The sequence below is a fragment of the Pseudohongiella acticola genome (assembly GCF_001758195.1).
Taxonomy (GTDB): domain Bacteria; phylum Pseudomonadota; class Gammaproteobacteria; order Pseudomonadales; family Pseudohongiellaceae; genus Pseudohongiella; species Pseudohongiella acticola.
Genome location: NZ_MASR01000001.1, coordinates 114,436 through 138,311 on the forward strand (window position 1 = coordinate 114,436; position 23,876 = coordinate 138,311).

23 protein-coding genes and 1 pseudogene are annotated in these 23,876 nt (G+C 55.0%); 17 read left to right on the forward strand and 7 right to left on the reverse strand.

Translation table 11 applies throughout. From position 1 onward, the window contains the following. Positions 1-51: 51 nt before the first annotated feature. Both recA and PHACT_RS00470 read left to right on the forward strand, forming a co-directional pair. Positions 52-1,116: a recombinase RecA gene (gene recA, locus PHACT_RS00465; protein ID WP_070115437.1), complete on the forward strand. Its 1,065-nt coding sequence runs from the start codon at positions 52-54 to the stop codon at positions 1,114-1,116. A 32-nt stretch (positions 1,117-1,148) separates the two neighbouring features. Next, positions 1,149-1,637 (forward strand): regulatory protein RecX, encoded by a 489-nt coding sequence (locus PHACT_RS00470; protein ID WP_083264224.1) that lies wholly within the window; start codon positions 1,149-1,151, stop codon positions 1,635-1,637. A gap of 34 nt (positions 1,638-1,671) precedes the next feature. On the opposite strand, the gene PHACT_RS00475 is transcribed toward PHACT_RS00470, so the two are convergent. The 3 genes from PHACT_RS00475 to PHACT_RS00485 are packed head-to-tail and all read right to left on the reverse strand — an operon-like array spanning position 1,672 to position 3,790. Next, positions 1,672-2,121, reverse strand: a complete 450-nt coding sequence (locus PHACT_RS00475) for a group I truncated hemoglobin (protein ID WP_070118036.1) — start codon at positions 2,119-2,121, stop codon at positions 1,672-1,674. A 17-nt stretch (positions 2,122-2,138) separates the two neighbouring features. Beyond that, positions 2,139-3,035: a DUF3034 family protein gene (locus PHACT_RS00480; protein WP_083264225.1), complete on the reverse strand. Its 897-nt coding sequence runs from the start codon at positions 3,033-3,035 to the stop codon at positions 2,139-2,141. Next, complete coding sequence (locus PHACT_RS00485) at positions 3,032-3,790, reverse strand: methylamine utilization protein (RefSeq protein ID WP_139141393.1); 759 nt, start codon at positions 3,788-3,790, stop codon at positions 3,032-3,034. The genes PHACT_RS00480 and PHACT_RS00485 overlap by 4 nt, the downstream gene beginning before the upstream one ends. Before the next feature lie 126 nt (positions 3,791-3,916). On the opposite strand from PHACT_RS00485, the gene PHACT_RS00490 reads away from it, so the two are divergent. From PHACT_RS00490 to PHACT_RS00530, 9 genes are all read left to right on the forward strand, one after another. Beyond that, on the forward strand, positions 3,917-5,908 hold the full coding sequence (locus PHACT_RS00490) for an adenylate/guanylate cyclase domain-containing protein (protein ID WP_070115439.1): 1,992 nt from the start codon (positions 3,917-3,919) through the stop codon (positions 5,906-5,908). After that, the gene (locus PHACT_RS00495) at positions 5,889-7,010 is read left to right on the forward strand and encodes a glycosyltransferase family 9 protein (protein WP_169819358.1); all 1,122 of its coding nucleotides are present in this window, start codon (positions 5,889-5,891) and stop codon (positions 7,008-7,010) included. The genes PHACT_RS00490 and PHACT_RS00495 overlap by 20 nt, the downstream gene beginning before the upstream one ends. Before the next feature lie 94 nt (positions 7,011-7,104). Further along, a complete protein-coding gene (gene rfbB, locus PHACT_RS00500) occupies positions 7,105-8,157 on the forward strand; it encodes a dTDP-glucose 4,6-dehydratase (protein ID WP_070118038.1) in 1,053 nt (350 codons plus the stop codon). Positions 8,158-8,300: 143 nt separating this feature from the next. After that, positions 8,301-10,445 carry a fatty acid oxidation complex subunit alpha FadB gene (gene fadB / locus PHACT_RS00505; RefSeq protein WP_070118039.1) on the forward strand — a complete coding sequence of 715 codons (2,145 nt, stop codon included), beginning with the start codon at positions 8,301-8,303 and terminating at the stop codon, positions 10,443-10,445. Positions 10,446-10,500: 55 nt separating this feature from the next. Beyond that, positions 10,501-11,331: a tRNA 2-thiocytidine(32) synthetase TtcA gene (gene ttcA / locus PHACT_RS00510; RefSeq protein ID WP_317622268.1), complete on the forward strand. Its 831-nt coding sequence runs from the start codon at positions 10,501-10,503 to the stop codon at positions 11,329-11,331. A 19-nt stretch (positions 11,332-11,350) separates the two neighbouring features. Next, positions 11,351-11,557 (forward strand): YheU family protein, encoded by a 207-nt coding sequence (locus PHACT_RS00515; protein ID WP_070115441.1) that lies wholly within the window; start codon positions 11,351-11,353, stop codon positions 11,555-11,557. Between the two features lie 63 nt (positions 11,558-11,620). Further along, positions 11,621-11,887, forward strand: a complete 267-nt coding sequence (tusA, locus tag PHACT_RS00520) for a sulfurtransferase TusA (protein ID WP_070118041.1) — start codon at positions 11,621-11,623, stop codon at positions 11,885-11,887. Between the two features lie 2 nt (positions 11,888-11,889). Next, complete coding sequence (locus PHACT_RS00525) at positions 11,890-12,822, forward strand: 5'-3' exonuclease (protein ID WP_070115442.1); 933 nt, start codon at positions 11,890-11,892, stop codon at positions 12,820-12,822. A 69-nt stretch (positions 12,823-12,891) separates the two neighbouring features. After that, on the forward strand, positions 12,892-14,064 hold the full coding sequence (locus tag PHACT_RS00530; RefSeq protein WP_070115443.1) for a 4-phosphoerythronate dehydrogenase: 1,173 nt from the start codon (positions 12,892-12,894) through the stop codon (positions 14,062-14,064). A gap of 6 nt (positions 14,065-14,070) precedes the next feature. Here the strand turns inward: PHACT_RS00530 and PHACT_RS00535 are convergent, their stop codons facing one another. Further along, entirely contained in the window at positions 14,071-15,294 is a 1,224-nt protein-coding gene (locus tag PHACT_RS00535; protein WP_070115444.1) for a pyridoxal phosphate-dependent aminotransferase, read from the reverse strand. A gap of 128 nt (positions 15,295-15,422) precedes the next feature. On the opposite strand from PHACT_RS00535, the gene msrB reads away from it, so the two are divergent. After that, positions 15,423-15,809 (forward strand): peptide-methionine (R)-S-oxide reductase MsrB, encoded by a 387-nt coding sequence (gene msrB, locus PHACT_RS00540; protein WP_245730731.1) that lies wholly within the window; start codon positions 15,423-15,425, stop codon positions 15,807-15,809. Positions 15,810-15,862: 53 nt separating this feature from the next. Further along, positions 15,863-16,651, forward strand: a complete 789-nt coding sequence (locus PHACT_RS00545) for a hypothetical protein (protein ID WP_139141394.1) — start codon at positions 15,863-15,865, stop codon at positions 16,649-16,651. Between the two features lie 73 nt (positions 16,652-16,724). Here the strand turns inward: PHACT_RS00545 and PHACT_RS00550 are convergent, their stop codons facing one another. Both PHACT_RS00550 and PHACT_RS00555 read right to left on the reverse strand, forming a co-directional pair. Further along, on the reverse strand, positions 16,725-17,591 hold the full coding sequence (locus PHACT_RS00550; RefSeq protein WP_070115446.1) for a hypothetical protein: 867 nt from the start codon (positions 17,589-17,591) through the stop codon (positions 16,725-16,727). After that, positions 17,584-18,528 (reverse strand): DUF6502 family protein, encoded by a 945-nt coding sequence (locus tag PHACT_RS00555; protein ID WP_070115447.1) that lies wholly within the window; start codon positions 18,526-18,528, stop codon positions 17,584-17,586. Before PHACT_RS00555 ends, PHACT_RS00550 begins: the two co-directional genes overlap by 8 nt. Positions 18,529-18,711: 183 nt before the next feature. On the opposite strand from PHACT_RS00555, the gene PHACT_RS00560 reads away from it, so the two are divergent. Beyond that, complete coding sequence (locus tag PHACT_RS00560; protein ID WP_070115448.1) at positions 18,712-19,659, forward strand: alpha/beta fold hydrolase; 948 nt, start codon at positions 18,712-18,714, stop codon at positions 19,657-19,659. Between the two features lie 24 nt (positions 19,660-19,683). On the opposite strand, the gene PHACT_RS16410 is transcribed toward PHACT_RS00560, so the two are convergent. Next, complete coding sequence (locus tag PHACT_RS16410) at positions 19,684-19,980, reverse strand: DUF6316 family protein (RefSeq protein ID WP_070115449.1); 297 nt, start codon at positions 19,978-19,980, stop codon at positions 19,684-19,686. Positions 19,981-20,311: 331 nt separating this feature from the next. Between PHACT_RS16410 and tig the strand changes: the two are divergent. The 3 genes and pseudogenes from tig to clpX all read left to right on the forward strand — a co-directional run. Further along, positions 20,312-21,628: pseudogene (gene tig, locus PHACT_RS00570) on the forward strand (trigger factor); the annotation flags it as partial. A 229-nt stretch (positions 21,629-21,857) separates the two neighbouring features. Then, complete coding sequence (gene clpP / locus PHACT_RS00575; RefSeq protein WP_070115451.1) at positions 21,858-22,478, forward strand: ATP-dependent Clp endopeptidase proteolytic subunit ClpP; 621 nt, start codon at positions 21,858-21,860, stop codon at positions 22,476-22,478. 84 nt (positions 22,479-22,562) lie between these two features. Next, a complete protein-coding gene (clpX, locus tag PHACT_RS00580) occupies positions 22,563-23,843 on the forward strand; it encodes an ATP-dependent Clp protease ATP-binding subunit ClpX (protein ID WP_070115452.1) in 1,281 nt (426 codons plus the stop codon). Positions 23,844-23,876: the final 33 nt, after the last annotated feature.

Here is a 23,876-nt window from a genome sequence, read left to right on the forward strand (position 1 = left end):
ACATATAATTACTGATATCCATTTTCCAAAGCGACCTACAGGAATTGACTCATGGCTGATTCGCAAACCCGCGACCCGAATAAAGAAAAAGCACTGACGGCAGCGCTGTCCCAGATTGAACGTCAGTTTGGCAAAGGCTCGATGATGCGCCTGGGTGACAAAGGGCGTGAGGCGATTCCGGCGATTTCAACGGGCTCCCTGGGGCTGGATATCGCGCTCGGAATAGGCGGTCTGCCACGCGGGCGTGTGGTTGAAATTTACGGGCCGGAATCCTCCGGTAAAACCACATTGACGCTGCAGGTGATTGCCGAGTGTCAGAAAATGGGCGGCACCTGCGCGTTCATTGATGCCGAGCATGCGCTGGATCCGATTTATGCCGGCAACCTGGGTGTGGATGTAGAAAACTTGCTGGTCAGCCAGCCTGATACCGGTGAACAGGCCCTGGAAATCTGCGACATGGTTGTCCGATCTGGTGCTGTTGATGTGGTTGTGGTGGATTCGGTTGCGGCACTGACCCCGAAAGCCGAAATCGAAGGCGAAATGGGCGACAGTCATATGGGCCTGCAGGCTCGACTGATGTCGCAGGCACTGCGAAAAATGACCGGCAACATCAAGAATTCCAATACCCTGGTGATATTCATTAACCAGATCCGGATGAAAATTGGTGTCATGTTTGGTTCACCGGAGACCACCACGGGTGGTAATGCATTGAAGTTTTATGCCTCAGTGCGTCTGGATATCCGTCGCATTGGTTCCATCAAGGAAGGCGATGAAGTGGTTGGTAATGAGACCCGGGTCAAGGTGGTGAAAAACAAGGTGGCGCCGCCATTCCGTCAGACCGAATTCCAGATTTTTTACGGCAAGGGTATTTACCGCATGGGCGAAGTCATTGACCTGGGCGTGAAGCTGGGCCTGATCGACAAATCCGGTGCCTGGTACGCCTACCAGGGCGATAAGATCGGCCAGGGCAAGAAAAATGTGGCCATTTATCTTGAGGAGAACCCCACGCTTGCCAAGGACCTTGAAGAGCAGATTCGTTCTCAGTTACTGGGCGGCGCCGCGGCTGATGGTGCCGGTTCGACTGAAGATACCACCAGTACGGCTGATGTGGATTAAGTGGCGGCCGCGACAGGAAACACAGAGTTATTGTGAAAAACGAAGATCAGCTCAGCGAAAAAGAACTGATCACGGCGTTGCGACGACGTGCCATGGATTACCTGGCACGTCGCGAACACAGTCGGTATGAGTTGCAATGCAAGTTGCGCGAAAAGTTTGAGATTCCCGACGATGCCATGATCAGTGCGGTGCTTGATAAACTCGAGACCGACAACCTGTTAAGCGATACCCGGTTTGCAGAGTCATACGTACGCTCGCGCATCAGTCGCGGCTACGGTCCACTGTATATTCGTCATCAGCTACGGCAACGGCACGTGGATACTGCGCTGATTGATCAGGTGGCAGAGTTTGATGAACAGGAATGGGCGGATGTGTTAGTGGATGCGCTAGCAAGAAAGGTGTCAGCGGTGCCCGAGCGCGGCAGCAAGCAGTGGTTTAAGCTGCAGCGCTTCAGTCAGTCGCGGGGTTTTACCTTGTCGCAATTTGTCGAAGCGACCGGGCGTGGTCTGCAGTCTGGCTAGTGGAAGGGGCCAACAGCGGAGGTGTCATAAGAAACTAGATTTCGATTATCTCCGGGCGCAACCCCGCCAGTCTTTCCAGTAAACGGTTCTGGGCACTGAGCGGAGTGCCAGCTTTGTCCATGGCTTCCATCATATTTTCAACCACAGCGTTAAATTCCGCTGAATTAATGTCCATGCCGCGGTGCACCAGCACCATGCTGTCGCCGGTATATTCGCAGGGGCCGTCCGATACCATACACAAATGTTCAATCATTTTTTCGCGGAATCGCTGAACATTTGAATCCGCGAAGCGATCAAAAATGCGCTCGTCGTAAGCAATTTCCATAATGAAATTTTCAGCGATCTGCTCAATACCCTGTTCCGCGCCGAGCGCCTGATAGAGACTGTCGTCAGCGTCGGTAGCCGGCTGAGTGGCGCATGCGCCCAGGCTCAGAACCAGAGCGGCGCCGAAAAAGAGAGAGGTCCTTAACGTGTTTGCTGCCATGTTATGTATCTCACTGATCACAGGTTTGCCTGCAGGGAAAAATAGACGCCACGTTGATCAGGGGCACCGGCGATTTCGCCGAGATCGACCCATGCCGCGGTGAATGACAGGCGTTTGTTGGGGAAATAGGCGACAAACAGATCATGCGCATTTTCCTCTTTCAGCGCCGACAGGTTGTCCGGTTTTTGCCGCCATTCAAAACCGACGGCTACGCTGCGGTTGAGGAACATGGCGCCAGCCACTTCAACGTTGACGCGGGTGTCGGCATCGTCTCCGCCGTAACCCAGAATGCCAAACTGATTGGAGTCGCCGTAACGCAGGTTTACGTTAAGCAGGGTAGTGCGATGGCCAATGCCATTGATCCAGGCCCGGGCCATGCTGATGGTGTAGTCAGTCCCGCGTGTCTCGCGTGCGCCTACTGACAGGGCAACGGCTTCATCCCGCAGCTCTCCGTGTTCAACACCAACGGTAATTTGCGGCAGTCGGTCGTATATGACGTCGCCGGCAACTTTGTAGCGAAGTCCGATTTTGTCCTGGCGAATGTTCAGGTCAGCGGCTTCGATAAGAAAATCCTGCCTGACGTAAGACACTTCCACTTTGTCGTGAAAATTGAATGAGCCGCCGTATATGTCGAGCTGGTAATCGTCGACACGCGCCTGACTGGCAAAAACAGTGCCGCCCAACTGTCCTGCTTCGGCATATGAGCTGAGTGTTGCCCAGGGTGTAAGTCCTCCTCCACCGACGCCGCTGATGCTGGATACACCGCCGGTGCCTTTGATTTTACCAAAGCGAGGATTTTGCTCTTCATCTGCCACCGTCAGACCCGGCAGCGCAGTCATCATTGCGACCGCCATACACAGTGAGACTGTTTTTGTGTCGATCCGGAACCCTGCTGCGCTCAAGGTCTGTTTCATTGTGTACCTCCCGGCAGCAGCGCACGGAAGCCGAATTGCTGATCGGGGTTAACAATAGGCAAGGTCAGCTCGATACGTTCCCCGGAGGTATTGTTGCTGACATCCAGCTCGTAGAAATTATCGGGACTCTGTAGCCAGGGATGCCAGATATGCAGCGTCTGTGGCTGCTGTTCCAAACCGGTCAGCGCAACGTCGCCATTGCTATCGCTTAGCGCTGTGTCCTGCCAGGCGCTGACATAAACATAGGCCACCATGCTGTCGTGAATATTGCAGCCAAGCACGGCGATGCCGGGTGTTTCAAAGCGTATCGGTTCGACATTTTCATCGGCGTATAGCGGTGTCGAAAACTGTTTGATATCAGAGAAGGAATACACATGATGGCGCACATTGTCGCTGTTGGGGAATGAGACCTGCTGTCCGGGCACAACCAGTTGCACCATGGGTACAAATCTGCGATCGACCTGGTCGATTGCCACCACGGGTGCGTTGTTTTGTGTTTCCATTGCTGTGAGCCGGGCTTCAACAACGGCCATTGTCACTGCATTACCATCTTCGTCCTGCAGGCTCAGAGTTAGCTCGGCAGCGCTCAGCGGCATGGCAAACAAAGCTGCAATGGCGCAGGCAAGTACCCGATTGAGGCCGTTGGTCCGGCGTGGTGAGCCGGGTTCGCTGATGCCAGGGATGTGGCTATCACTGACGGATGACGGATTGCTGGGATGATTCAGAGCAGGATTTTTAGCGTCAGAATAATTCATTAAAAACATCGCTAGTTGTTGTCATTGTTGAGGATTGTGCCTATCTTAGCGTCTGCGCACAAGCCTTCAGCTGCTGTTGCCATGGGGTAATGACTGTCAGCTCGAAAAAACGGTTTCCGGACGTTTATGACCGCAAAATCTTCAAAATTCAAATCCTCGAGCATCCGCGCACGGCTGATTGTGTTTCTGCTGCTGATGCTAGTGCCGGTGCTGGGTGCCATCTACTGGTTTGTTGATAGTGAGAATACGCGCTATACCGACGAAACGATCAACTCGTATCTTAATATCGGCGCAGATGTTTTTGACTTTAGCCGTGAGGAGCACAAGGACACGCTCCTGACCATCAGTAATGCATTGACCCGGGACTGGGGATTTCGCAATGCTTTTGGCGCGGCCGACGCACAAACCATTACTGATGCCACCCAAACGCTGCTAATGCGGTCTTTTGGCGCCGCTGACAGCATGATTATCACAGACATGTCGGGGAAGATTATTGTCGATTCCACTGACCCGGGGCTGGAATCGCTGCCGCCATCGTGGATAGACATGATCAACACCGCGGCGGGTACCGGTGACGGTGTTGCCGACGACATTCTCATGCTCAATGATGTTCCCTACCAGATGACAGTGATACCCCTGTTTTTGCCGACGCCTGTGGCATGGATCATTGCCGGGTTTGCGCTGGATGACAGTTTTGCCAGAGATATTAAATCCAGCACTGCCTCGGAAGTATCCATCGTGCGGTATATGCATCAGGGGGTGGGTCAGCCGACGCAGAAGCAGGTGATTGCGTCGACGCTGCCAGCGGCCGATCATGCCTTGCTGGCTTATCGCCTTGACGCCAGTATCTATAGTGAGACCCAGCGGATAGCGATGAGTGACGCTGACTATGGCACGCTGGTGCGCTCACTGACTGGCAGAACGAACGAAGGTGAGGAAATTGTCGCCGTTATCCAGCGCTCCTACCGGGAGAACCAGGCCAATCTGGCCGCGCTTCGCGATCGCCTGTTTGATTTCTCGCTGGTGGTGATTGTGCTGAGTCTGTTGGCTGTTGTTATTCTGGCGCGGGGCTTCACCCGGCCTGTATTGCAACTGGCGAGCCGGGTACAGCGCATTGAACGTGGCGATTACAGCGCCGCGAAACCGCATGAACGGGTTGCGGGGCGCGACGAAGTGGCCGGGCTGGCAGAGTCGATTGACAATATGGCGACCGGGCTGGCGGAGAAGGAAAAGGTCCGTGATCTACTGGGCAAAGTGGTCTCCCGGGAGATCGCCGATGAATTGCTGAATAACCGCATTGAACTGGGCGGTGAAGAGAAAGTGGTGTCGGTGCTCTTCGCTGACATTCGCGGATTTACTGCGCTTAGTGAGCAGCAGTCGCCGTCGCAGACCCTGGCCATGCTCAACGCCTGCCTGGAACTTATCTGCTCGGCAATCGAGGCTCATGGTGGTGTTGTCGACAAATTTACCGGCGATGCAGTGATGGCGCTGTTCGGCGCGCCAGTCGGGCACCCGGATGATGCGCTGAGGGCATCACGGGCGTTGCTGGCGGTACAGCAGGCGATGATCGAAGTGAACCGGGAGTTTATGACGATTGCGGATAATAAGGGCCCGAAGCTGCAATTGCGGCTCGGCGCCGGTCTGCATACCGGTCTGGTCGTGGCCGGGAACATGGGTTCGCGCAATCGCATGAACTATACCGTAATCGGCGATGCCGTTAATCTGGCGTCTCGTCTGGAAGGGCTGACCCGTTATTACGATGTCGATAATGTCATCAGCGAGGCCAGTCGTGAGGCGCTGGGTGAACAGGCGCAGGCGTTTGCCTGGCGCGAGCTTGACCTGGTCCGGGTTAAAGGCAAGCAGGCACCGGTGCGAATCTATGAGCTGGTGGGATTGCGTTCGGAACTTGATGCGCAGACTGAAGCGGAACTGGCGCAGTTTGCCCAGGCGCTGTCTTATTATCGGGATCAGCAATGGGACGCGGCGCTTGATATACTGCGCGCTTTGTCGAATGCCAATGGTCTGACGCTGTACCAGCTTTACAGCGACCGGATTGTCGAGCTTAGAAATGCCGACTGCACAGAGTGGGATGGGGTGTATGCCTTCAGCACCAAGTAAACCTGAATCCGCATTGCCCAAACGTATCGCACTGATCAACCCAACCAAATTTCTGGGCAATCTACTGCTCGCCGGTGGCCTGATGCAGGCCTTGTGCCAGGCCTGTCAGCAACAGGGCGTGGCGCTGCTGGTGGTCTTGGATGCTTCATTTAAGGAGTTATTGGCTGATGCCTTGCCGGGGGCGCAGATAGTGTATTATCCGCGCCGAGAACTGAGTCGTGGCGTCACTTTCAACAGCGCACGCCTGTGGCTGGACTGTGTACGGCAGATTCGTGCGTTTGCACCCGAACTGGCGTTTACCATAGAAGAAGATTCGGTATGTCATCGGTTGACGCACTTTTCGGGCGCAAAGCACAAGGTCAGCAGCACCGTGCACCGGTATCAATGGGGTTTTGATCAGGTGTTGGATATTCCGCGCAGCGGTCGCCAGATGGGTGAGGAAGGCATCTGGTACAGCTTTCGGGATGTCTTCAGCGCCCTGGATCTGCCAGTAGCCCCGTCTCTGAAGCCTGACGGGCATGTGGTGCCGGCCTATGTCAGATTGACACCGCCGCCCCCGGGGCCAGTGCTGACGGAGCGCCTGACGGCAGCGGGGGTTGAGCTGAATGCACCGATTGCTGTGCTGCATGCTGGTGCCAGTAAGCATTACAAGCAGTGGCCTGTGAATCTGTTTGCAGAACTGGCGACGCAATTGGTCGGGCAGGGCTACCAACTGCTGCTGATTGGCGCGGGTAAACGCGATGCGGCGGTGAATGAGGCAATAACACAGGCATTGTCGGCGGTGGCAGTGTCGGGTATTAATCTGTGCAATGAATTGTCACTGGCCGAACTTGCGTCATTGTTGACCTGTGTTGATGTGATGGTTGGCAATGACAGCGGCCCCTCTCATCTGGCGTCGGCTCTGGGTGTTCGCGGCGTAGTGATTTTCGGGCCCACTGACCTCGCTATCTGGCGCCCGCTGGGCGGCCAGACGACGGCACTCCAGCAAAAACAGGTATGCGCACACAATTGCACGCGTCACCGCTGTGACCAACAGTATGCCTGTCTGCAGGCGATTACCCCTGATCAGGTAATGACAGTACTGACAACGAATTCGCTCTAACATGAAGGCAGAAGCAAATGCAGAACAAAAGGACACGAACATGAATGCAGATACGGCCGCGGCCGCAGGTGGCGCAAAGCTGACGCAGGACAGCATTCGCATTCTGGTGACAGGTGGTGCCGGGTTTATCGGCTCCGCTGTGGTGCGTCATATTATCCAGCATACCGGCGATAGCGTGCTTAATCTGGATAAACTGACTTACGCTGGCAATCTGGACTCGCTGGCTGATGTTAGTGAAGATGCCCGCTACGAGTTTGCACAGGTCGACATCTGCGACCGCGCAGCGCTGGATGCGCTGTTGGCGCGCTACCAGCCGGCAGCGGTCATGCATTTGGCGGCTGAAAGTCATGTAGATCGCTCCATTGACGGTCCGGCAGCATTCATCGAAACCAATATTGTGGGTACGTATACCTTGCTGGAGGCTGTTCGCGCCTACTGGTCAGCGCTGCCCGCAGTCGATCGCTCGGCGTTTCGCTTTCATCATATTTCCACTGACGAAGTATATGGCGACCTGGATGGCCCGGAAGACCTGTTTACCGAGACTACGGCCTATGCTCCGAGTTCACCGTATTCAGCCAGCAAGGCCAGCTCGGATCATCTGGTGCGGGCATGGCGGCGAACTTACGGTCTGCCGGTACTGGTGACCAACTGCTCCAATAACTACGGCCCCTATCATTTTCCGGAGAAGCTGATTCCTCATGTCATTCTGAAAGCGATGCAGGGCGAGCCATTGCCGGTTTACGGCGACGGCTCCCAGGTGCGCGACTGGCTGCACGTGGAGGACCATGCCCGTGCACTGCATACCGTGCTGAGGCGGGGCGAGGTTGGCGAGACCTACAATATTGGTGGCCATAACGAGAAACGCAATATCGACGTGGTCAAGGCAATCTGCACGCTTCTTGATGAACTGCACCCGCAGTCGCCGGTGACGCCGCATGAGCAATTGATCACCTTCGTCAAGGACAGACCGGGCCATGACCTGCGTTATGCCATCGACGCCGGCAAGATTGCCCGTGAGCTGGGCTGGACGCCAGACGAGACCTTTGACACTGGCTTGCGTAAAACGGTGCAATGGTATCTGGAGAATCCGCGCTGGTGGCAGCGGGTACTGAGTGGCGACTATCAATTGCAGCGCCTGGGTTCCTGAGCCAGCCCGACAAGCAAGCAACGTAGAAGTGACGTATAATTCGCGTCTTCGAACGAATCAATATCTGACAACCAACCTGTGTTCACACGCGGGACCGCGGCAAGGCCCCGGCTTTAAACGATGTGATGGGAGAAACCATGAGTATGATATATCAAGGCAAGGCAATTACCGTGGAACAACTGGCGTCCGGCATAGCCCGCCTTTGTTTCGATATGCCCCAGTCTCCCGTCAATGTGTTTAATCGTCTGATGCTGGATGATCTGCGCGATGCCATCTCGGCGGTGGCCGCCAGTGAGGCGAGGGGGCTGTTGTGTTGCAGTGCCAAACAGACTTTTCTGGTCGGTGCCGATATCAAGGAGTTCACTGAATATTTTAAGCAGAGCGAGGCGGAGCTGCTGGACTGGTGCGAGCGAACCAACGCAGTGTTCAACGCGGTCGAGGACCTGTCGATTCCCAGCGTGACCGCCATCAATGGCATGGCGTTGGGCGGTGGTCTGGAGATGTGTCTGGCCACGGATTTCCGGGTGGCTGCCGAGTCGGCTGTACTGGGTTTCCCTGAAGTCAATCTGGGCATATGCCCTGGCTTTGGCGGCACCGTGCGGGCGCCGCGCCTGATGGACGCAGATACTGCCATTGACTGGGTACGCAGCGGCAAACCGGTGAAGGCACACCAGGCGTTGACGGATGGCGCCGTCGACTCAGTGGTCAGCGATGACATGCTGGAGGATGCTGCGCTGGAAATGCTGGAACAGGCCATCAGCGGTGAACTGGATGTGGCTGATCGACGCGCCCAGAAAACAGGCGAACTGCCGTTGACTGCCGGAGAGATCAAAAAAGTCTTTACCGAAGGTCTGGCGCGAACCAGAAAAGATGCCGGAGACAACTATCCAGCCGCCGCCACCGCGGTTGAAGCGATGTGGAAAGCCGCTGACAAAAACCGCGCTCTCGCATTGATGCATGAGCACCAGGCGTTTGTGACGCTGGCTCGTGGCACTGTTGCCGGGAACCTGGTGCAGCTTTTCCTGAATGAGCAATTTCTCAAGGGGCGTGCCAAAAAACAGGCGGCCAGCGCACAACCGGTCAGACAGGCAGCCGTCATGGGTGCGGGCATTATGGGGGGTGGCATTGCCTATCAGTCGGCCTTGCGTGGCACGCCCATTATCATGAAAGACATCGCCCAGGAAGGGCTTGATCTGGGGTTGGGGGAAGCCGACAAACTGTTGAACAAACAGGTTGAGCGTGGGCGCATGCAGCGCAGCAAAGCAGACAAGGTGATGAGTGCGATCACGCCTGCGCTTGATTACAGTGGTTTTGACAAAGTCGATATCATCGTGGAAGCGGTCGTAGAAAACCCAAAGGTCAAAAAAATGGTGCTGGCCGAGGTTGAACAACTTGTGCCGGAATCAACGGTACTGACCTCCAATACGTCCACGATCTCGATCAGTCTGCTGGCGCAGGCACTGGCGCGGCCAGAAAATTTCTGTGGCATGCACTTTTTTAACCCTGTGCCGCTGATGCCGTTAGTGGAAGTCATACGCGGCGAAAAAACCGGTGACCTGGCGGTGGCACAGACAGTCGCTTATGCCCTGTCGCTGGGTAAATCGCCGATTGTGGTTAATGACTGCCCCGGGTTCCTGGTCAATCGAATCCTGTTTCCCTATTTTGGCGCGTTTTGTCAATTGCTTCATGATGGTGTTGATTTCCGCATTATCGACAAGGTCATGGAAAACTTCGGTTGGCCCATGGGGCCTGCCTATCTGCTGGATGTGGTGGGGATCGATACCGCATCACATTGTATGGCAGTGATGGCGGAAGGTTTCCCCGATCGCATGACATATGATTTCACCACTGCCATTGATCATCTGTATGAGGCGGGCAGTTATGGTCAGAAAAATGGTAAAGGCTTCTATCAGTATGAGCAGAGCAGCAGCGGACGGCCGGTCAAAGTATTTGATGAGGCCATCCTGACCACGCTTAAGCCATTGCAGCGTGAGAATGCTGGCGCGGTCAGTGAGCAGGCCATCTGTGAACGCATGATGGTTGCTCTGTGCCTGGAGGCGGTGCGTTGCCTTGAGGATGGCATTGTCAGCTCTGCTGCCGAAGTCGACATGGGGCTGCTAATGGGGCTGGGTTATCCGCGCTTCCGTGGCGGTGCCTTGCGCTATATCGATAACATGGGCGTCGCAGCGTTCTGCGAGATGGCGGATCAATATGCCGACCTGGGCCCGCTGTATCAACCGACCCCTGCGCTGCGCGAAATGGCGTCACAGAACAAAACGTTTTACTGATTTTTTATTGCCTGGAGTTGTTACGTTGTTAAGTCAAATAGAGCAAGAGCAAGTGGTGCAGGCGCGCACGGACGAACAGCGGCTGAATCGCAGTCGCAAAAATCTTCGCCGTGATGTGGGTCGGGCCATTGCCGATTTCAACATGATTGAGGACGGTGATCTGGTCATGGTTTGTCTGTCTGGTGGCAAGGACTCCTACACCATGCTCGATATTCTGTTGCACCTGCAGAAACATGCACCGATTCATTTTGACATAAAGGCCGTCAACCTCGACCAGAAGCAGCCTGATTTTCCCGAGCATGTGCTGCCAGAGTACCTGGATAAGCTCGGTGTTGATTACCATATTCTGGAGCAGGACACGTTTTCGATTGTTAAGGAAAAAACGCCGGAAGGAAAAACCTTCTGCGGTTTGTGTTCACGTCTGCGACGAGGCAGTCTTTATACCTATGCGCGCCAGATAGGCGCCAACAAGATTGCTCTGGGGCACCACCGTGATGACATCGTGGAAACCCTGTTTCTGAATATGTTTTTTGGTGGCAAGCTTAAGGCCATGCCGCCCAAGCTGCTGAGTGATGACAAGCAGAATGTGGTGATCAGGCCGCTCGCGTACTGCAGCGAAAAGGAAGTGGCAAAATACGCCCGGTTGAGCGGGTTTCCAATTATTCCGTGTAATCTGTGCGGTACTCAGGACAACATGCAACGGCAGGAAATGAAAGCAATGCTGCAGACCTGGGAGAAACAGTACCCGGGTCGCATTGATAATATTTTTCGCAGCATTGCTCACATTGAGCCGTCACAGTTGGCTGACACGCGCCTGTTTCCGTTTCGTGACCTGCGCCGCGATGACGACACCTTGCAGCGTATCAATGCTGTGAACGTGGCTTGAACGAGTCGCTGAGGATTTCATGGAAATACCCTGGCAGCGATTGTCGGATGACGTACTTGACAGTGTGATTGAAGAGTTTGTCAGCCGTGAAGGCACCGAGTACGGCGCCGAAGACTATACACTGGCAGAGAAGGTTGCGCAGGTGCGTCTGCAATTGCGACGCGGCGAGGCAGTGATTGATTTTGATCCGGATACCGAGACCTGCCACCTGATCGCACGCCCCTGAGCATTTGTATTGATCATCAATACTCCAGACCGGGGGCATTGAGTTATGAATAATGTGAGTTTTATGAGTAACAACGATTCTGACAGCCACACGTTCGATAACACGCATGCGGATATCAGCGTTGATGCCTGTGGCCTGTTTTGCCCCGAACCCGTCATGCTGCTGCACAATAAATTTCGTGATATGCAGGCCGGTGATACCTTGTTGATGACGGCGACCGACCCTTCAACAACGCGAGACGTGCCAAAATTCTGCCTGTTTCTGGGCCACGATCTGGTTGCCAGGGACGAGCAGGATGGCGTTTATCGTTATCTGCTGCGCAAGAGCTGACCTTGACGGCGCCGGTCTATCTGGTGGATGCGTCCATCTATATTTTTCAGGCGCATTTCTCGCCACACCAGCAGGTCTGGTCCCGACGGTCTGAGGATCGCAGTGCCTTTACCGGGTTTGCCCGCTTCCTGTTGCGCTTTCTACAGACCACAAAACCGGAAAAACTGGCGCTGGCATTTGATGAGAGCCTGTTCACCGGTTTTCGTCACCAGCTTTATGCCGACTACAAATCAAACCGGGTGCTGCCGGACGAAAATCTGGCGTTGCAACTGTCAGCCTGTGCCCGTTTATGCGGGGTATTGGGACTTGCTGCTTATGGCAGTCACCACTATGAAGCCGACGATATTATTGGCACCTTGAGCACCTGTGTCGCGCGGGAGCAAAACGCGCCCGTGGTCATCGTGACGCGCGACAAAGACCTGTCGCAATTACTGCAGCGTGACGAGGATTACCTGTGGGACTTTACCGGTGGGCTTCGCCGTTATCGCCAGGACATTTTTCAGCAGTACGGAATCTGGCCGGAACAGTTTCCGTGCTTTCTTGGTTTGACCGGCGACAGCATTGACTGCATCCCCGGTGTCCCGGGCATTGGCCCGGTGGCAGCACGGCATCTGTTGCAGCATTTTAATGATCTGGATGGTCTGTTTCCGCAACTTGACGCTGTGCCTGCACTGGGTTTTCGCGGTGCCAGACGCTGCCGTGATCTGTTGGCATTACATCAGGAGCAGGCGCTGCTGAGCCGGAAGCTCGCGACCATCGTCAGTTGCGATGATGCGTCTGAACGCTTTGTTGTCGCTGACAGTGATGCCTTGCGTGCAGGTAGCATTGACGGGTCAGCGTTTGCCGCGTTGCTGGATGAGATGGCACTGGCTGACGGCGACGTGCAGCGTCTGCAGACCATGCTGCATGCATTGTTGAAAAAGCAGGCCGCATAGAACAGCAGGCCGTAGAAAATAGCAGGCTGCATGCAAAAAACAGGTGGCCCTTATGACAAAGGAGGCTGCATGAAAATTGTTGCCGATGAAAATATTCTGGCGCTGGACGGCTGGTTTGGCAAAAAGGTGACCCTGCAGTTAGTGCCGGGCCGTGAGATCAACGCTGACCACGTCAAAGATGCTGATGCCTTGCTGGTGCGCTCCATCACCCGGGTTAATGCTGCCTTGCTGGAAGGGTCGGCAGTGCAGTTTGTGGGCACGGCGACCAGTGGTACCGACCACCTTGATCTGGACTGGCTGGCACAACAGGGCATCAGTGTCGCCGATGCCGCCGGTGCCAACGCCAATGCCGTCGTTGAGTATGTGCTTGCGTCGCTGGCAACACTGATCAGGGACGACGCGTTTGATCCGTGGCAATGCCGTGTGGCTGTCATCGGGGTCGGTCATGTCGGTGGTGCGCTTATCCGGCGCCTGCAGGGTCTGGGTATCGACTGTGTGGCATGTGACCCGCTACAGCAGATTGTTGTCAATGTGGATTACGTACCCCTGGACGAAGCGCTGCAGGCTGATGTGGTCTGCCTACATACGCCGCTGACCCATGATGGCAAGCATGCGACCTGGCACATGCTGGATAGGGAGCGTCTGTCAGCATTGCGACCGGAAACCGTGCTGATCAATGCCGGGCGCGGCGAAGTGATAGCCACTGATGCCTTGCTTGAGTTGCTGCAGCGAGTGCCCGAACAAAACGTGTTTCTGGATGTCTGGGAAAATGAACCGTCGCCGTCGTTGGCGCTGTTACGACAGGTCACCGCGGGTACGCCACATATCGCCGGTTACAGCGTGGAAGCAAAGCTGGCCGCCAGTCGTTGTGTGTTGACAGGTCTCTGTCGGCATTTCAACAAAAAGATACCGGCGGTGATGCCGCCTGTGAATTTACCGTTGATCGTGCACGACGAGCGTTTCAGCATTGAACCACGCGTTGCAGGCGACGCTGGCAGGACTGACCAGCAACTGTTTGCCGACATGGTGCTGGCATCGTTTTCACCGGCCCGAGTGTCGCAGCGCTTTACCGGTCTTTACCAGCGGGCCGCTGCTGATAATAATGGCGCCCAGGTATTCGACAGCTTGCGCCGTGAGCTGGCCGAACGTCGGGAGTTTTCCGCCTGTCATTTACATGCGGCCGCGTACAGTCCGCAATTGGCGGGATGGTTGCACGCGGCCGGCTTCGTCCTGCAGGCATGACCGCGCTCAGAGTACGGACTGTGCCCACTTGCCAAGGAAGCGTTCCACTTTGCTGATGGCCTGCTGCAGCACGTCGGTGGAGGGCAGGAAAACAATACGCAAGTGCTGTGTGTCAGTAATGTTAAACGCGCTGCCCTGAACCAGCAGGATTTTTTCGCGCTCAAGCAGGTCCTGAATAAAACGTTGATCATCGGCGATGGGGTAGATGTCCGGATCAAGCCGGGGGAACATGTAGATGGCACCTTTGGGTTTGACACAACTGACGCCGGGAATCTGGCTCAGCATTTCCCAGGCGGTGTCGCGTTGCTCGCGCAGCCGGCCACCCGGCAAAATCAGTTCATTGATACTTTGATAGCCGCCCAGTGCTGTCTGCACGGCGAACTGGGCCGGCACATTGGCACACAGGCGCATATTGGACAGTATTTCCAGACCTTCGATGTAGTTGGTGGCTTTTTCCCGGGCGCCGCTAAGAATCATCCAGCCGGCACGGAACCCCGCCAGCCGATAGGATTTAGACAATCCATTGAAGGTCACTATAAACAGGTCGTCGCACAGGGAAGCAATCGGCGTGTGCACGGCGCCATCGTAGAGAATCTTGCTGTAGATCTCATCGGCAAATACAATCAGGTTGTGATTGCGGGCTACCCGAATAATGTCCAGCAGCAGTTCCGGGCTGTAGACCGAACCGGTTGGATTGTTGGGGTTGATGATGACAATGGCACGCGTTTTGGGCGTGATTTTGCTTTCAATATCGTTGATGTCAGGAAACCAGTCGGCCTGCTCATCACAGACATAATGGATTGGGTTGCCGCCGCCGAGACTGACAGCGGCGGTCCACAGGGGGTAGTCGGGCGCCGGCACCAGTACTTCATCGCCATTGTTGAGCAACGCCTGCATGGCCATGACAATCAGTTCACTGACGCCGTTGCCCAGATAAATATCATCAATATCGACGCCATCAATGCCAATTTGCTGGCACTCCTGCATAATGGCCTTACGCGCGGAAAACAGCCCCTTGGAGTCGCTGTAGCCCTGCGCATTGGGCAGGTTGCGAATCACGTCCTGGATGATTTCTTCAGGCGCTTCAAAACCGAATGCAGCGGGGTTGCCAATATTAAGCTTGAGAATGCGATTGCCTTCTTCTTCAAGACGTTTGGCTTCCTCCAGCACAGGGCCACGTATGTCGTAACAGACTTTTGCCAGTTTGTCCGACTGCCTGATTTTTTTCATAGTGCGAGTTCCGAGATGTGCGCGTTGGGGCGATATTGTAAACTGACGACAGAAAAATGATAGAGGAGAGGACTGTGGTAGACGACAGTAAAAATCAATGCAGCGTGCCTTCGGGCAATACTCACAAGATCAGTGAAGAGGATCGTAACCGCTTGCGCGCGGAACTGGATCCGGAGACCTATCATATTGTCTGTGAAGCCGGCACCGAGCGGGCATTCAGCGGTAAATACTGGGACTGCAAGGTGCCTGGAATGTACCTGTGTGTTGTATGCAGGGAGCCGCTGTTTGATTCGGAGACCAAATATGATTCCGGGTCCGGCTGGCCCAGTTATTATCAACCAGTGGCCGACGATGCGGTCATCGAGGTCAAGGACACCAGTCACGGCATGGTGCGTACAGAAGTGGTGTGTGGCAATTGCGATGCCCATCTGGGGCATGTGTTTGAAGACGGGCCGCCCCCGACGGGCCTGCGTTACTGTATCAATTCAGCCTCTGTCGACCTGCTTGAGAGGTGAATGATGCCAGCGTTACAGCTGGGATGAATCCGGCCCTGACGCGGCGCGCGCGAATGGCTGCATTGGGACTCCTGTGTCTGGCCAGTGCCAACAATGCGATCGCGCAGAACCCTCCTGCGTCAGCGCCCGCGACAACAGCACATACCAGCGCACTGGGGTTTTATTACAGTCGTGGCAGTTACGGTGAAAGCCGTGACACCCGTATCCGTTATATGCCGGTATCACATGAAATTGCCAGGGGTAGCTGGCGTTACAAGGCAACGGTGCCGGTGCTGGAAATTACCGGGCCGGCCAATGTGCTGGTCAATGTGGGCAGTGTCGGTGGGGTTGCAGACGAGCGCTCCGGGCAGGTGTCTGCGGGCGGGGCAGGTGATGTCAGCTTCAACCTGACCTATGAAGTGCCGGCATGGTCTGCCAATGCACCGTTCATTGACATCAGCGCTGAGCTCAAGCTGCCGACAGCCGACGCGCAGCGCAGCCTGGGGACCGGGCGCATGGATGCCGGGGTACAGGTCGACCTGTACCAGCTTGCAGGTCCGGTGACGCTGTTTGCCACAGCCGGCTTTCGATATCGGCGGCAATCACCTTTTTATCCCGGTCTGCAGAATTCGGTGTATGCGTCACTGGGGGGCAGTGCAAACCTGACCGAAGTCCTGCAATACGGCCTGATTTACGATTTCCGTCAGGCAGCCTCGGTATTTACCGGTGAAACGCATGAGTTGCTGCCCTATTTGTCCTGGACCGTTTCGCCGGCGTGGAGTGTCATGTTGTACACCGTGACCGGCTTTACTGAAGACAGTGCCGATTTTGCCGCCGGCATGCAGCTGAGTCGGCGCTGGTAACGCGCCGGTCAGGGAAGGGAGCTACTTCGACACGTGCTACCCGGGCAGACTCAGGAGCTCCGGGTCCGTACGTTTAGATCTGCATCGGGCGCGGGCGTGGCGCGACGATGGACGCTCGGTCCACAGCCGGGCGCATGCGCTGGAAAGGTGGCAGTTCAGGGCGCTGAATGCGCTCCGGAATCAAGGACCGGTCGGAGTCAAAGTCGCTGTTCTCCGGCAACGGTTCATCCAGTTCAGCATCGTTATCAGCAATCTCTTCTGATTTAAGTTGCTGCAGAATAAAGAGTGAGTCGTCAGATTCACTGGCGGTGGCTGGTTCAGGCTCTACGTCAGGCGTAGTCTGTGCTGGCACTACAGGTTCCGCCACCTCCAGTCGAAAGCGTTCAATGTCATCCGTGCTCGTGGCTTCGGGTATCTGAAGTTGAATCTCCAGAGCTGGCTGTTCCACCATGTCATTAGCGCTGGCATCTGCCATATCCAGCAGGCGCCGTGCGTGAGGTGGCAGTTCCTGGCTATCGTCGTCCAGCATATCGAGAGACGGCGTGTCGTTCTGGAATGTCGGCGTCGCGGGCGTGCTGCGCTGCAGCTCGATCAGGGGACGCATGACTTCAGGAATACGGGCAGTTTCAGTTTGCTGTTGCTGCAGGAAGGGTTCGATCAGGCTGTCCGCAGGACCCTCGCCAGGGCTGTTTTGCTGTTCGGTATCGGACTCGTTACTGCCCAGAAAGGGTGATGGACCGCCGGTGCCGCCAAAGCCGCTGTCTCCGTTCAGGCCGCCGGTGCGGCCGGTGCCGCCCATGCCACTGCCCTGATCGTCACCGCCGCCACTTCCGATCGTCCCGATGCTGCTGGTGGCGATGATAAAGCTGCACACAAACAGCACCAGAGCCATCAAAATGGCCAGCGGATAGCTGCGAAGTGCAAGTATGGCTTTAGGCATTATCCTGATCCTGCTGCGTCTGGGCGCCGTCCTGGGTGTTTGCCTGCGTTTCGTGTCCACTATTGTAATGGAATATACCGAAATTCATACGAAAACGATTGGGGTTTATTGACGTTTTTGTCGAATTTGTGACGGCAGCCGCAGCAGACTCGTCCGCTCGCTGCAGCGCCAACGCTTCATTGTTGAGTGCGCGTAACGCCTGCATGCCCAATTCTTCCGCCATGTCATTCAATTTCAGGATTGAATTTTCGCTCAACCGGTCATAGTACACGCTGCGATCAAAGAACGCGGGCTTGTTGCCCAGCAGGTTATGCGTGCCCGCGCTGATATGGTCGTGCAGGTTTTTGCCAAAAAAGAACACCTTTTCATCAAAGCCCTGATCGGGTGTGAAAGCGCCGGTGTTGAGCACGACACGTCCCTGATCATCCTGATGTGCCACGCCGAGGTGTATCCATTCGTCGAGAATCACTCTGGGGCGGATATCCTGCCGGCAGACCATTTCCACCAGGTCGTCAAAACTCGCCAACTGGTCGTTTGCGTTACTGGACTGGGCTGAGCGTAGTGGCAGTGGCAAGGGTTCGCCGGCCTCGTTTTTGAACTGCGTCGAACCCAGCCAGTTGGCGATAAGCTGGGCGCCAACGGAGATATTGTTCGGCAGCGTGGCGGCGTCAATGTGTTCGTCGCGGAGACGTTTGACGTCCTTGCGGTGCACGCCTGTCAACAGGGTAATGCGGCTATCGGACTGCCGCTTGCCATCAACGGAAAACTCCTGATCGGCGACATCCACATAAATAGACTTGAGCAGCGTGCTCAGAAAGGGGTAACTGACCTGAAATGACAATAGTAAACGCACCAGCGGGCGCAGGAGCTTGCGCAGCGCTGTGACCAGGGTGGCGGGGGGCTGCCCCGGAGTTTGGCTGACGTTATTGTCACTCATATGTGAGCAGTATAACGACAGGTGGGAAATAATCCCACAAATAATTTGTTACATGTATTGACGTGGGAATAATTCCCACCTACTATTCACTCTACATAATCAATGGCATACCGCGTCTGTTAACGATTGCGTGTTAAAGCGTGTTAACGAAAGGCCGGATATAAGGATGCCGCAAGGCGAGCTATGTTTGCACGTTTTAGGGATGACAGTTTTTATTCGCCCGGGTCGGTGGTAACGCCTGGTGTTGATGCGCCCCTGAATCAGTCCCCCTCCCGCACTCTGACGTTGAGCGATGGCCGGCTGCTGAGCTGGTGTGAAACGGGTCATCGACACGGTTTTCCCCTGATCTATTTTCATAGCCAGACGGGCTCCCGACTGGAAGCGGAATTGCTGCATGATGCGGCGCTTGCCGCTGACATTCGTGTGATTGCCGTGGATCGTCCCGGCATAGGGGCTTCCAGTTTCAAAAAAATGCGCGGCCACAGTGATTTTGCGCCGGACATTGTCGAGTTGCTGGGCTTTCTGGATATTGACCGTGCCGGCCTGATGGGGTGGGACGGCGGTGCTGCGTTTGCACTGGCGTTCAGTCATGCTCACCCTCAACAGGTCGCTTTTGTCACCTTGCTGGCCCCGGTCGCGGGGCGTCAACGCAAGAACAGACGCTCGGGCCTGGGGGTGTTGGCGGCTGCGGTGAAATTGTTTGTGCAGGCGCGGCACCGGTTACGTGGGGCGCGCATCGAACAATGCATGTCGCGTCTGCGCGAAAGTCTGTGTTACGCAGACCGCAAACAGTTCGACAACCCGTTGGTGTATCGGTTGCTGGTCAGAGATGCAGCCGAGGCCGTCCGGCAGGGTGGCCGCGGCGTGGCGCAGGACAGCATGCTGAGTCTGGATGACTGGGACTTTGATGCGGCCAGCATAACTGTGCCGGTTGATGTCTGGCGGGGCGGCGCTGATACCCTGAGTGCAGTCTGTCATGCGCGGTTGCTGCAGAACACATTACCCAATGTTGCGTTGCATTCCATTGCGGGGCAGGGACATTTCTTTTTTGCCGGTTCGTCTGCGGGATCCTGTCATGGTTCAGGGGCGGACATCTTTCGTCATGCGCGCAGTGCACTCAGAGCATTCTGAACGCACTGCTGGCAAGTCGCGACATTAGCTTGCCTGTCGGCTGCCAATAACACCGCATGTGCGAAAATGCAGTTTGTGCGGCATCATGCTGCTTTGCAATTGACGGCTGGTTTCATCGATAAAGCGGGACAACATGGACTCCGCTTCGCAACGATAGCGGAAAGGCCCAACGTCTTTGCCTTCACGAGTCCGGAAATACCATAACCCGGACAGGCTGAACAGTCGATCAGAACGCTCGTGGCTATGCATGCTGGCGTCGGTCAGGCGAGTATCAGTGGTGCGGTTTACCTCAGGGCGGGTGCTGGTGCTGGCATTTTGCATGGCAGGAGTCTCGGCTAAGGGTTGTTTTTATTTTGATTGCTACTATTAGGGTCAGGCTTTTTTAACAACTGCTTCAATACTAGACCACTCTTCATGGGAATAATATCCCTGCGTCAGAGAAAATTGTGATCTGTCACAAAATCCGCGATAAAACGGGCGTTGCGATTAATTATTGAATAAAACCGGTGCCTGTGGGACAATCGCGCTCTTCAAAATACCCTGATTTCCACTTAACTTGTTGAAATGGTTGATGGAAATTATTTTGGCTGACTTATAATAACTGTTTACACTGACCGTGCGTGATGGGCACGCCGGTTCGCGAGGAATTTTCATGCAAGTTTCGATTGAAACCACCACTGGATTAGAGCGCCGTATGACTATTGGCGTGCCTGCTGCAGAAGTAGAAAATGCTGTTGCCGCCCGTCTTAACGAAGCCGCCAAAACCGTCAAGATAAACGGTTTCCGTAAAGGCAAGATTCCTCTGAAAGTCATCAAGAACCGATTTGGTAAAGGCGTCCGCCAGGAAGTGCTTGGCGAGATCATGAGCCGCAGCTACTACGCGGCCGTAACTGAGCAGAAGCTCAAGCCCGCCGGCCAGCCAAAAATTGAACCCAAGTCGCTGGACGAAGGCAAGGACATCGAGTTTATTGCCACCTTTGAGGTTTACCCAGAGGTCAGCCTGTCGGATTTCTCCAACGTGAAGGCGGAGAAGCTGGTTGCGGAAGTGACGGACAAAGACATCGACACCATGATCGAGAATCTGCGTCAGCAACGCCAGGAATGGGAGCCGGTTAAACGTCAGGCAAAAAATGACGATATGGTTAATATCGATTACGAAGGCACCATAGAGGGTGAGGCTTTTGCCGGTGGCAGTGGCAGCGACACCAATCTGGTGCTGGGTTCCGGACGTATGATAGAAGGCTTTGAAGCCGGCCTGGTGAAATCCAAGGCGGGTGACGAGGTTACTCTGGAGCTGACGTTCCCGGAAGAGTATCGCAATAAGGACCTGGCCGGTAAACCGGTCGTGTTCAACATCAAGGTTAATTCGGTGTCGGCACCTAAATTGCCAGCGCTGGATGATGAGTTTTTTGCAGCCTTTGGTGTGACTGAAGGTGGCGAGGCAGGCTTCCGTAAGGAAGTGGCAGCCAACATGGAACGCGAGTTGAAAAAGGCGAGCAAGAACCGCCTGAGGACCAACGTGATGGATGTGCTGCTGGAACAGAATGAAGTGGACGTGCCGTCAGCGCTGGTAGCAGCAGAAATCGACGTGCTGCGACAGCAGGCGCTGCAACAGTTTGGCGCAGGTGCACAAAATCTGGATCCGAGCCTGTTGCCTGATGATCTGTTCCGGGAGCAGGCAGAAAAACGCGTCAAGCTGGGCCTGATTCTGGGCGAAGTGATCAAGCAGAAAGGTCTGCGCGCCGATGCGGCCAAGGTACGAGAGGCGATTGAAGACATCGCTGCTACCTATGAAACGCCGGAAGAGGTGATCAATTATTATTACAGCAACAAAGATCAGCTTGATACAGTTGAGTCTGCCGTGCTGGAGGATCAGGTGTTTGACCTGATCGCGGAAGAGGCCCAGATCAAGGAGCGTAAAGTCAGTTACCAGGAGCTGACCAATCCGAAGCAGGCCGCTGAGGAAGACGCCGACAAAGAAGCCGGCAAGAGCAAAACCAGCAAGACTGCAGCCAAAAAGCCAGCCGCAAAAAAACCGGCAGCAAAAAAGGCCGCTGACGCCGAGAAAGCGCCTGCAGCCAAGAAACCCGCGGCAAAGAAACCAGCCGCCAAGAAGCCGGCTAAAAAAGCTGATTGAGATAGTACACAAAGACTGACTATCAAAACTGGTAAAGAGACAGATAAAAAGGCCTGATCATATGTCGAGTGAATCGATGCTTTCGATGATAGAAGCCAACCTGGTCCCGATGGTTGTTGAGCAGAATGCCCGCGGTGAGCGTGCTTATGACATTTATTCGCGTCTGCTCAAAGAACGAGTCATTTTCCTGATTGGCCCGGTCGAAGACCATATGGCAAATCTGGTGGTGGCACAGCTGCTGTTCCTTGAATCGGAGAACCCGGACAAGGATATCCATCTGTACATCAACTCGCCGGGTGGCGCGGTGACTGCAGGGCTGTCAATTTACGACACCATGCAGTTCATCAAGCCGGATGTCAGCACCATGTGTATTGGCCAGGCCGCCAGCATGGGAGCGTTTCTGCTGACCGGTGGTGCCAAAGGCAAACGCCACGCATTGCCGAATTCGCGGATGATGATCCATCAGCCCAGTGGTGGTGCCCAGGGTCAGGCGTCGGATATTGAGATTCAGGCAACTGAGATTCTCAAGATGCGGCGCCAGCTCAATGAAATCATGGCGCACCATACGGGGCGTTCGATAGAAGAGATTGAGCGCGAAACCGAACGCGACCATTTCATGAATGCCGAAGAGGCAGTATCATACGGTCTGATTGATAAGGTTATTTCACGCAGAGCCGTGTAATGCCGGACAACAAGGCACTGGCAACAGGGTGGTTGCCGGCTTCGGATGCCAGACCGGCTGCGGTTACACGTTAGAGGAAATTGAATGTCAGATGATGGCTACAACAAGGGTGATGACAACGGCAAACTGCTGTACTGCTCGTTTTGCGGTAAAAGCCAGCACGAAGTCCGTAAGCTGATCGCAGGCCCTTCTGTATTTGTTTGCGATGAATGTGTGGATCTTTGCAACGATATCATCCGCGAAGAAATTCAGGAAAAGGAAGCGGAGTCCGGCAGCAAGAAATTGCCAACGCCCGCTGAAATCAAGCAGACACTGGATGACTACGTCATCGGCCAGGAAAATGCCAAGAAGGTGTTGGCAGTAGCGGTTTATAACCATTACAAGCGACTGGGCTATGAGCGCAGAAACGACGATGTCGAGCTTGGTAAAAGCAATATTCTGATGATCGGTCCAACCGGTACCGGTAAAACCCTGCTCGCGGAAACACTGGCCAGGTTGCTTGATGTGCCGTTCACCATCGCTGATGCCACCACCCTGACTGAAGCAGGGTATGTTGGTGAAGATGTCGAGAACATCATCCAGAAGTTGTTGCAGAAATGCGACTATGATGTTGAAAAGGCTCAGATTGGCATTGTTTATATCGATGAAATCGACAAGATTTCGCGCAAGTCCGACAATCCGTCCATCACTCGCGATGTGTCAGGCGAGGGTGTGCAGCAGGCGCTATTGAAGCTGATCGAAGGCACCGTGGCGTCGGTTCCGCCACAGGGCGGGCGCAAGCATCCGCAGCAGGAGTTTTTGCAGGTCGATACCGCCAATATCCTGTTTATCTGTGGCGGCGCCTTTGCCGGCCTCGACAAGATCATCCGGGACCGTTCCGAGAAAAGTGGTATCGGTTTCAGTGCCGAAGTGCGCAGCAAGGATGTTGACAAAATGATCGGCGAATCTCTGCGCAATGTTGAACCTGAGGATCTGGTCAAGTTTGGGCTGATTCCCGAGTTTGTTGGTCGTCTGCCGATGGTGGCAACACTGGAAGAGCTGGACCTTGATGCGCTGGTACGCATTCTGAAGGAACCCCGGAATTCCCTGGTCAGGCAGTATCAGAAGCTGTTTGAAATGGAAGAAGTGGAGATTCAGTTCCGCGACGATGCCTTGCAGGCAGTGGCCAGTAAGGCCAAAGAGCGCAAAACCGGTGCCCGGGGCCTGCGTTCTATCATGGAAAATGTGCTGCTCGAGAGTATGTACAAGATCCCGTCAATGAAAAATGTCTCAAAAGTTGTGATTGATGCGGCCGTTATCAATGGTGAATCCGAACCACTGTTGATGTACGAGAACGAGCAGCAAGCCTCCAAAACCGCTGAGTAATCTCTACCCCGGCGGGCCTTCGGCCCGCCGGTG

Bases quoted from the DNA above. Each gene is read 5' to 3' on its own strand.
- tusA (WP_070118041.1), top strand. From the start codon at position 11,621: ATGAGTAACAACGATTCTGACAGCCACACGTTCGATAACACGCATGCG.
- PHACT_RS00550 (WP_070115446.1), bottom strand. From the start codon at position 17,591: ATGCCTAAAGCCATACTTGCACTTCGCAGCTATCCGCTGGCCATTTTG.
- PHACT_RS00535 (WP_070115444.1), bottom strand. From the start codon at position 15,294: ATGAAAAAAATCAGGCAGTCGGACAAACTGGCAAAAGTCTGTTACGAC.
- PHACT_RS00545 (WP_139141394.1), top strand. From the start codon at position 15,863: ATGGCTGCATTGGGACTCCTGTGTCTGGCCAGTGCCAACAATGCGATC.
- PHACT_RS16410 (WP_070115449.1), bottom strand. From the start codon at position 19,980: ATGCAAAATGCCAGCACCAGCACCCGCCCTGAGGTAAACCGCACCACT.
- PHACT_RS00555 (WP_070115447.1), bottom strand. From the start codon at position 18,528: ATGAGTGACAATAACGTCAGCCAAACTCCGGGGCAGCCCCCCGCCACC.
- PHACT_RS00495 (WP_169819358.1), top strand. From the start codon at position 5,889: ATGCCTTCAGCACCAAGTAAACCTGAATCCGCATTGCCCAAACGTATC.
- PHACT_RS00530 (WP_070115443.1), top strand. From the start codon at position 12,892: ATGAAAATTGTTGCCGATGAAAATATTCTGGCGCTGGACGGCTGGTTT.
- PHACT_RS00475 (WP_070118036.1), bottom strand. From the start codon at position 2,121: ATGGCAGCAAACACGTTAAGGACCTCTCTCTTTTTCGGCGCCGCTCTG.
- fadB (WP_070118039.1), top strand. From the start codon at position 8,301: ATGATATATCAAGGCAAGGCAATTACCGTGGAACAACTGGCGTCCGGC.
- PHACT_RS00485 (WP_139141393.1), bottom strand. From the start codon at position 3,790: ATGAATTATTCTGACGCTAAAAATCCTGCTCTGAATCATCCCAGCAAT.
- PHACT_RS00560 (WP_070115448.1), top strand. From the start codon at position 18,712: ATGTTTGCACGTTTTAGGGATGACAGTTTTTATTCGCCCGGGTCGGTG.
- PHACT_RS00480 (WP_083264225.1), bottom strand. From the start codon at position 3,035: ATGAAACAGACCTTGAGCGCAGCAGGGTTCCGGATCGACACAAAAACA.
- clpP (WP_070115451.1), top strand. From the start codon at position 21,858: ATGTCGAGTGAATCGATGCTTTCGATGATAGAAGCCAACCTGGTCCCG.
- clpX (WP_070115452.1), top strand. From the start codon at position 22,563: ATGTCAGATGATGGCTACAACAAGGGTGATGACAACGGCAAACTGCTG.
- PHACT_RS00490 (WP_070115439.1), top strand. From the start codon at position 3,917: ATGACCGCAAAATCTTCAAAATTCAAATCCTCGAGCATCCGCGCACGG.
- PHACT_RS00515 (WP_070115441.1), top strand. From the start codon at position 11,351: ATGGAAATACCCTGGCAGCGATTGTCGGATGACGTACTTGACAGTGTG.
- recA (WP_070115437.1), top strand. From the start codon at position 52: ATGGCTGATTCGCAAACCCGCGACCCGAATAAAGAAAAAGCACTGACG.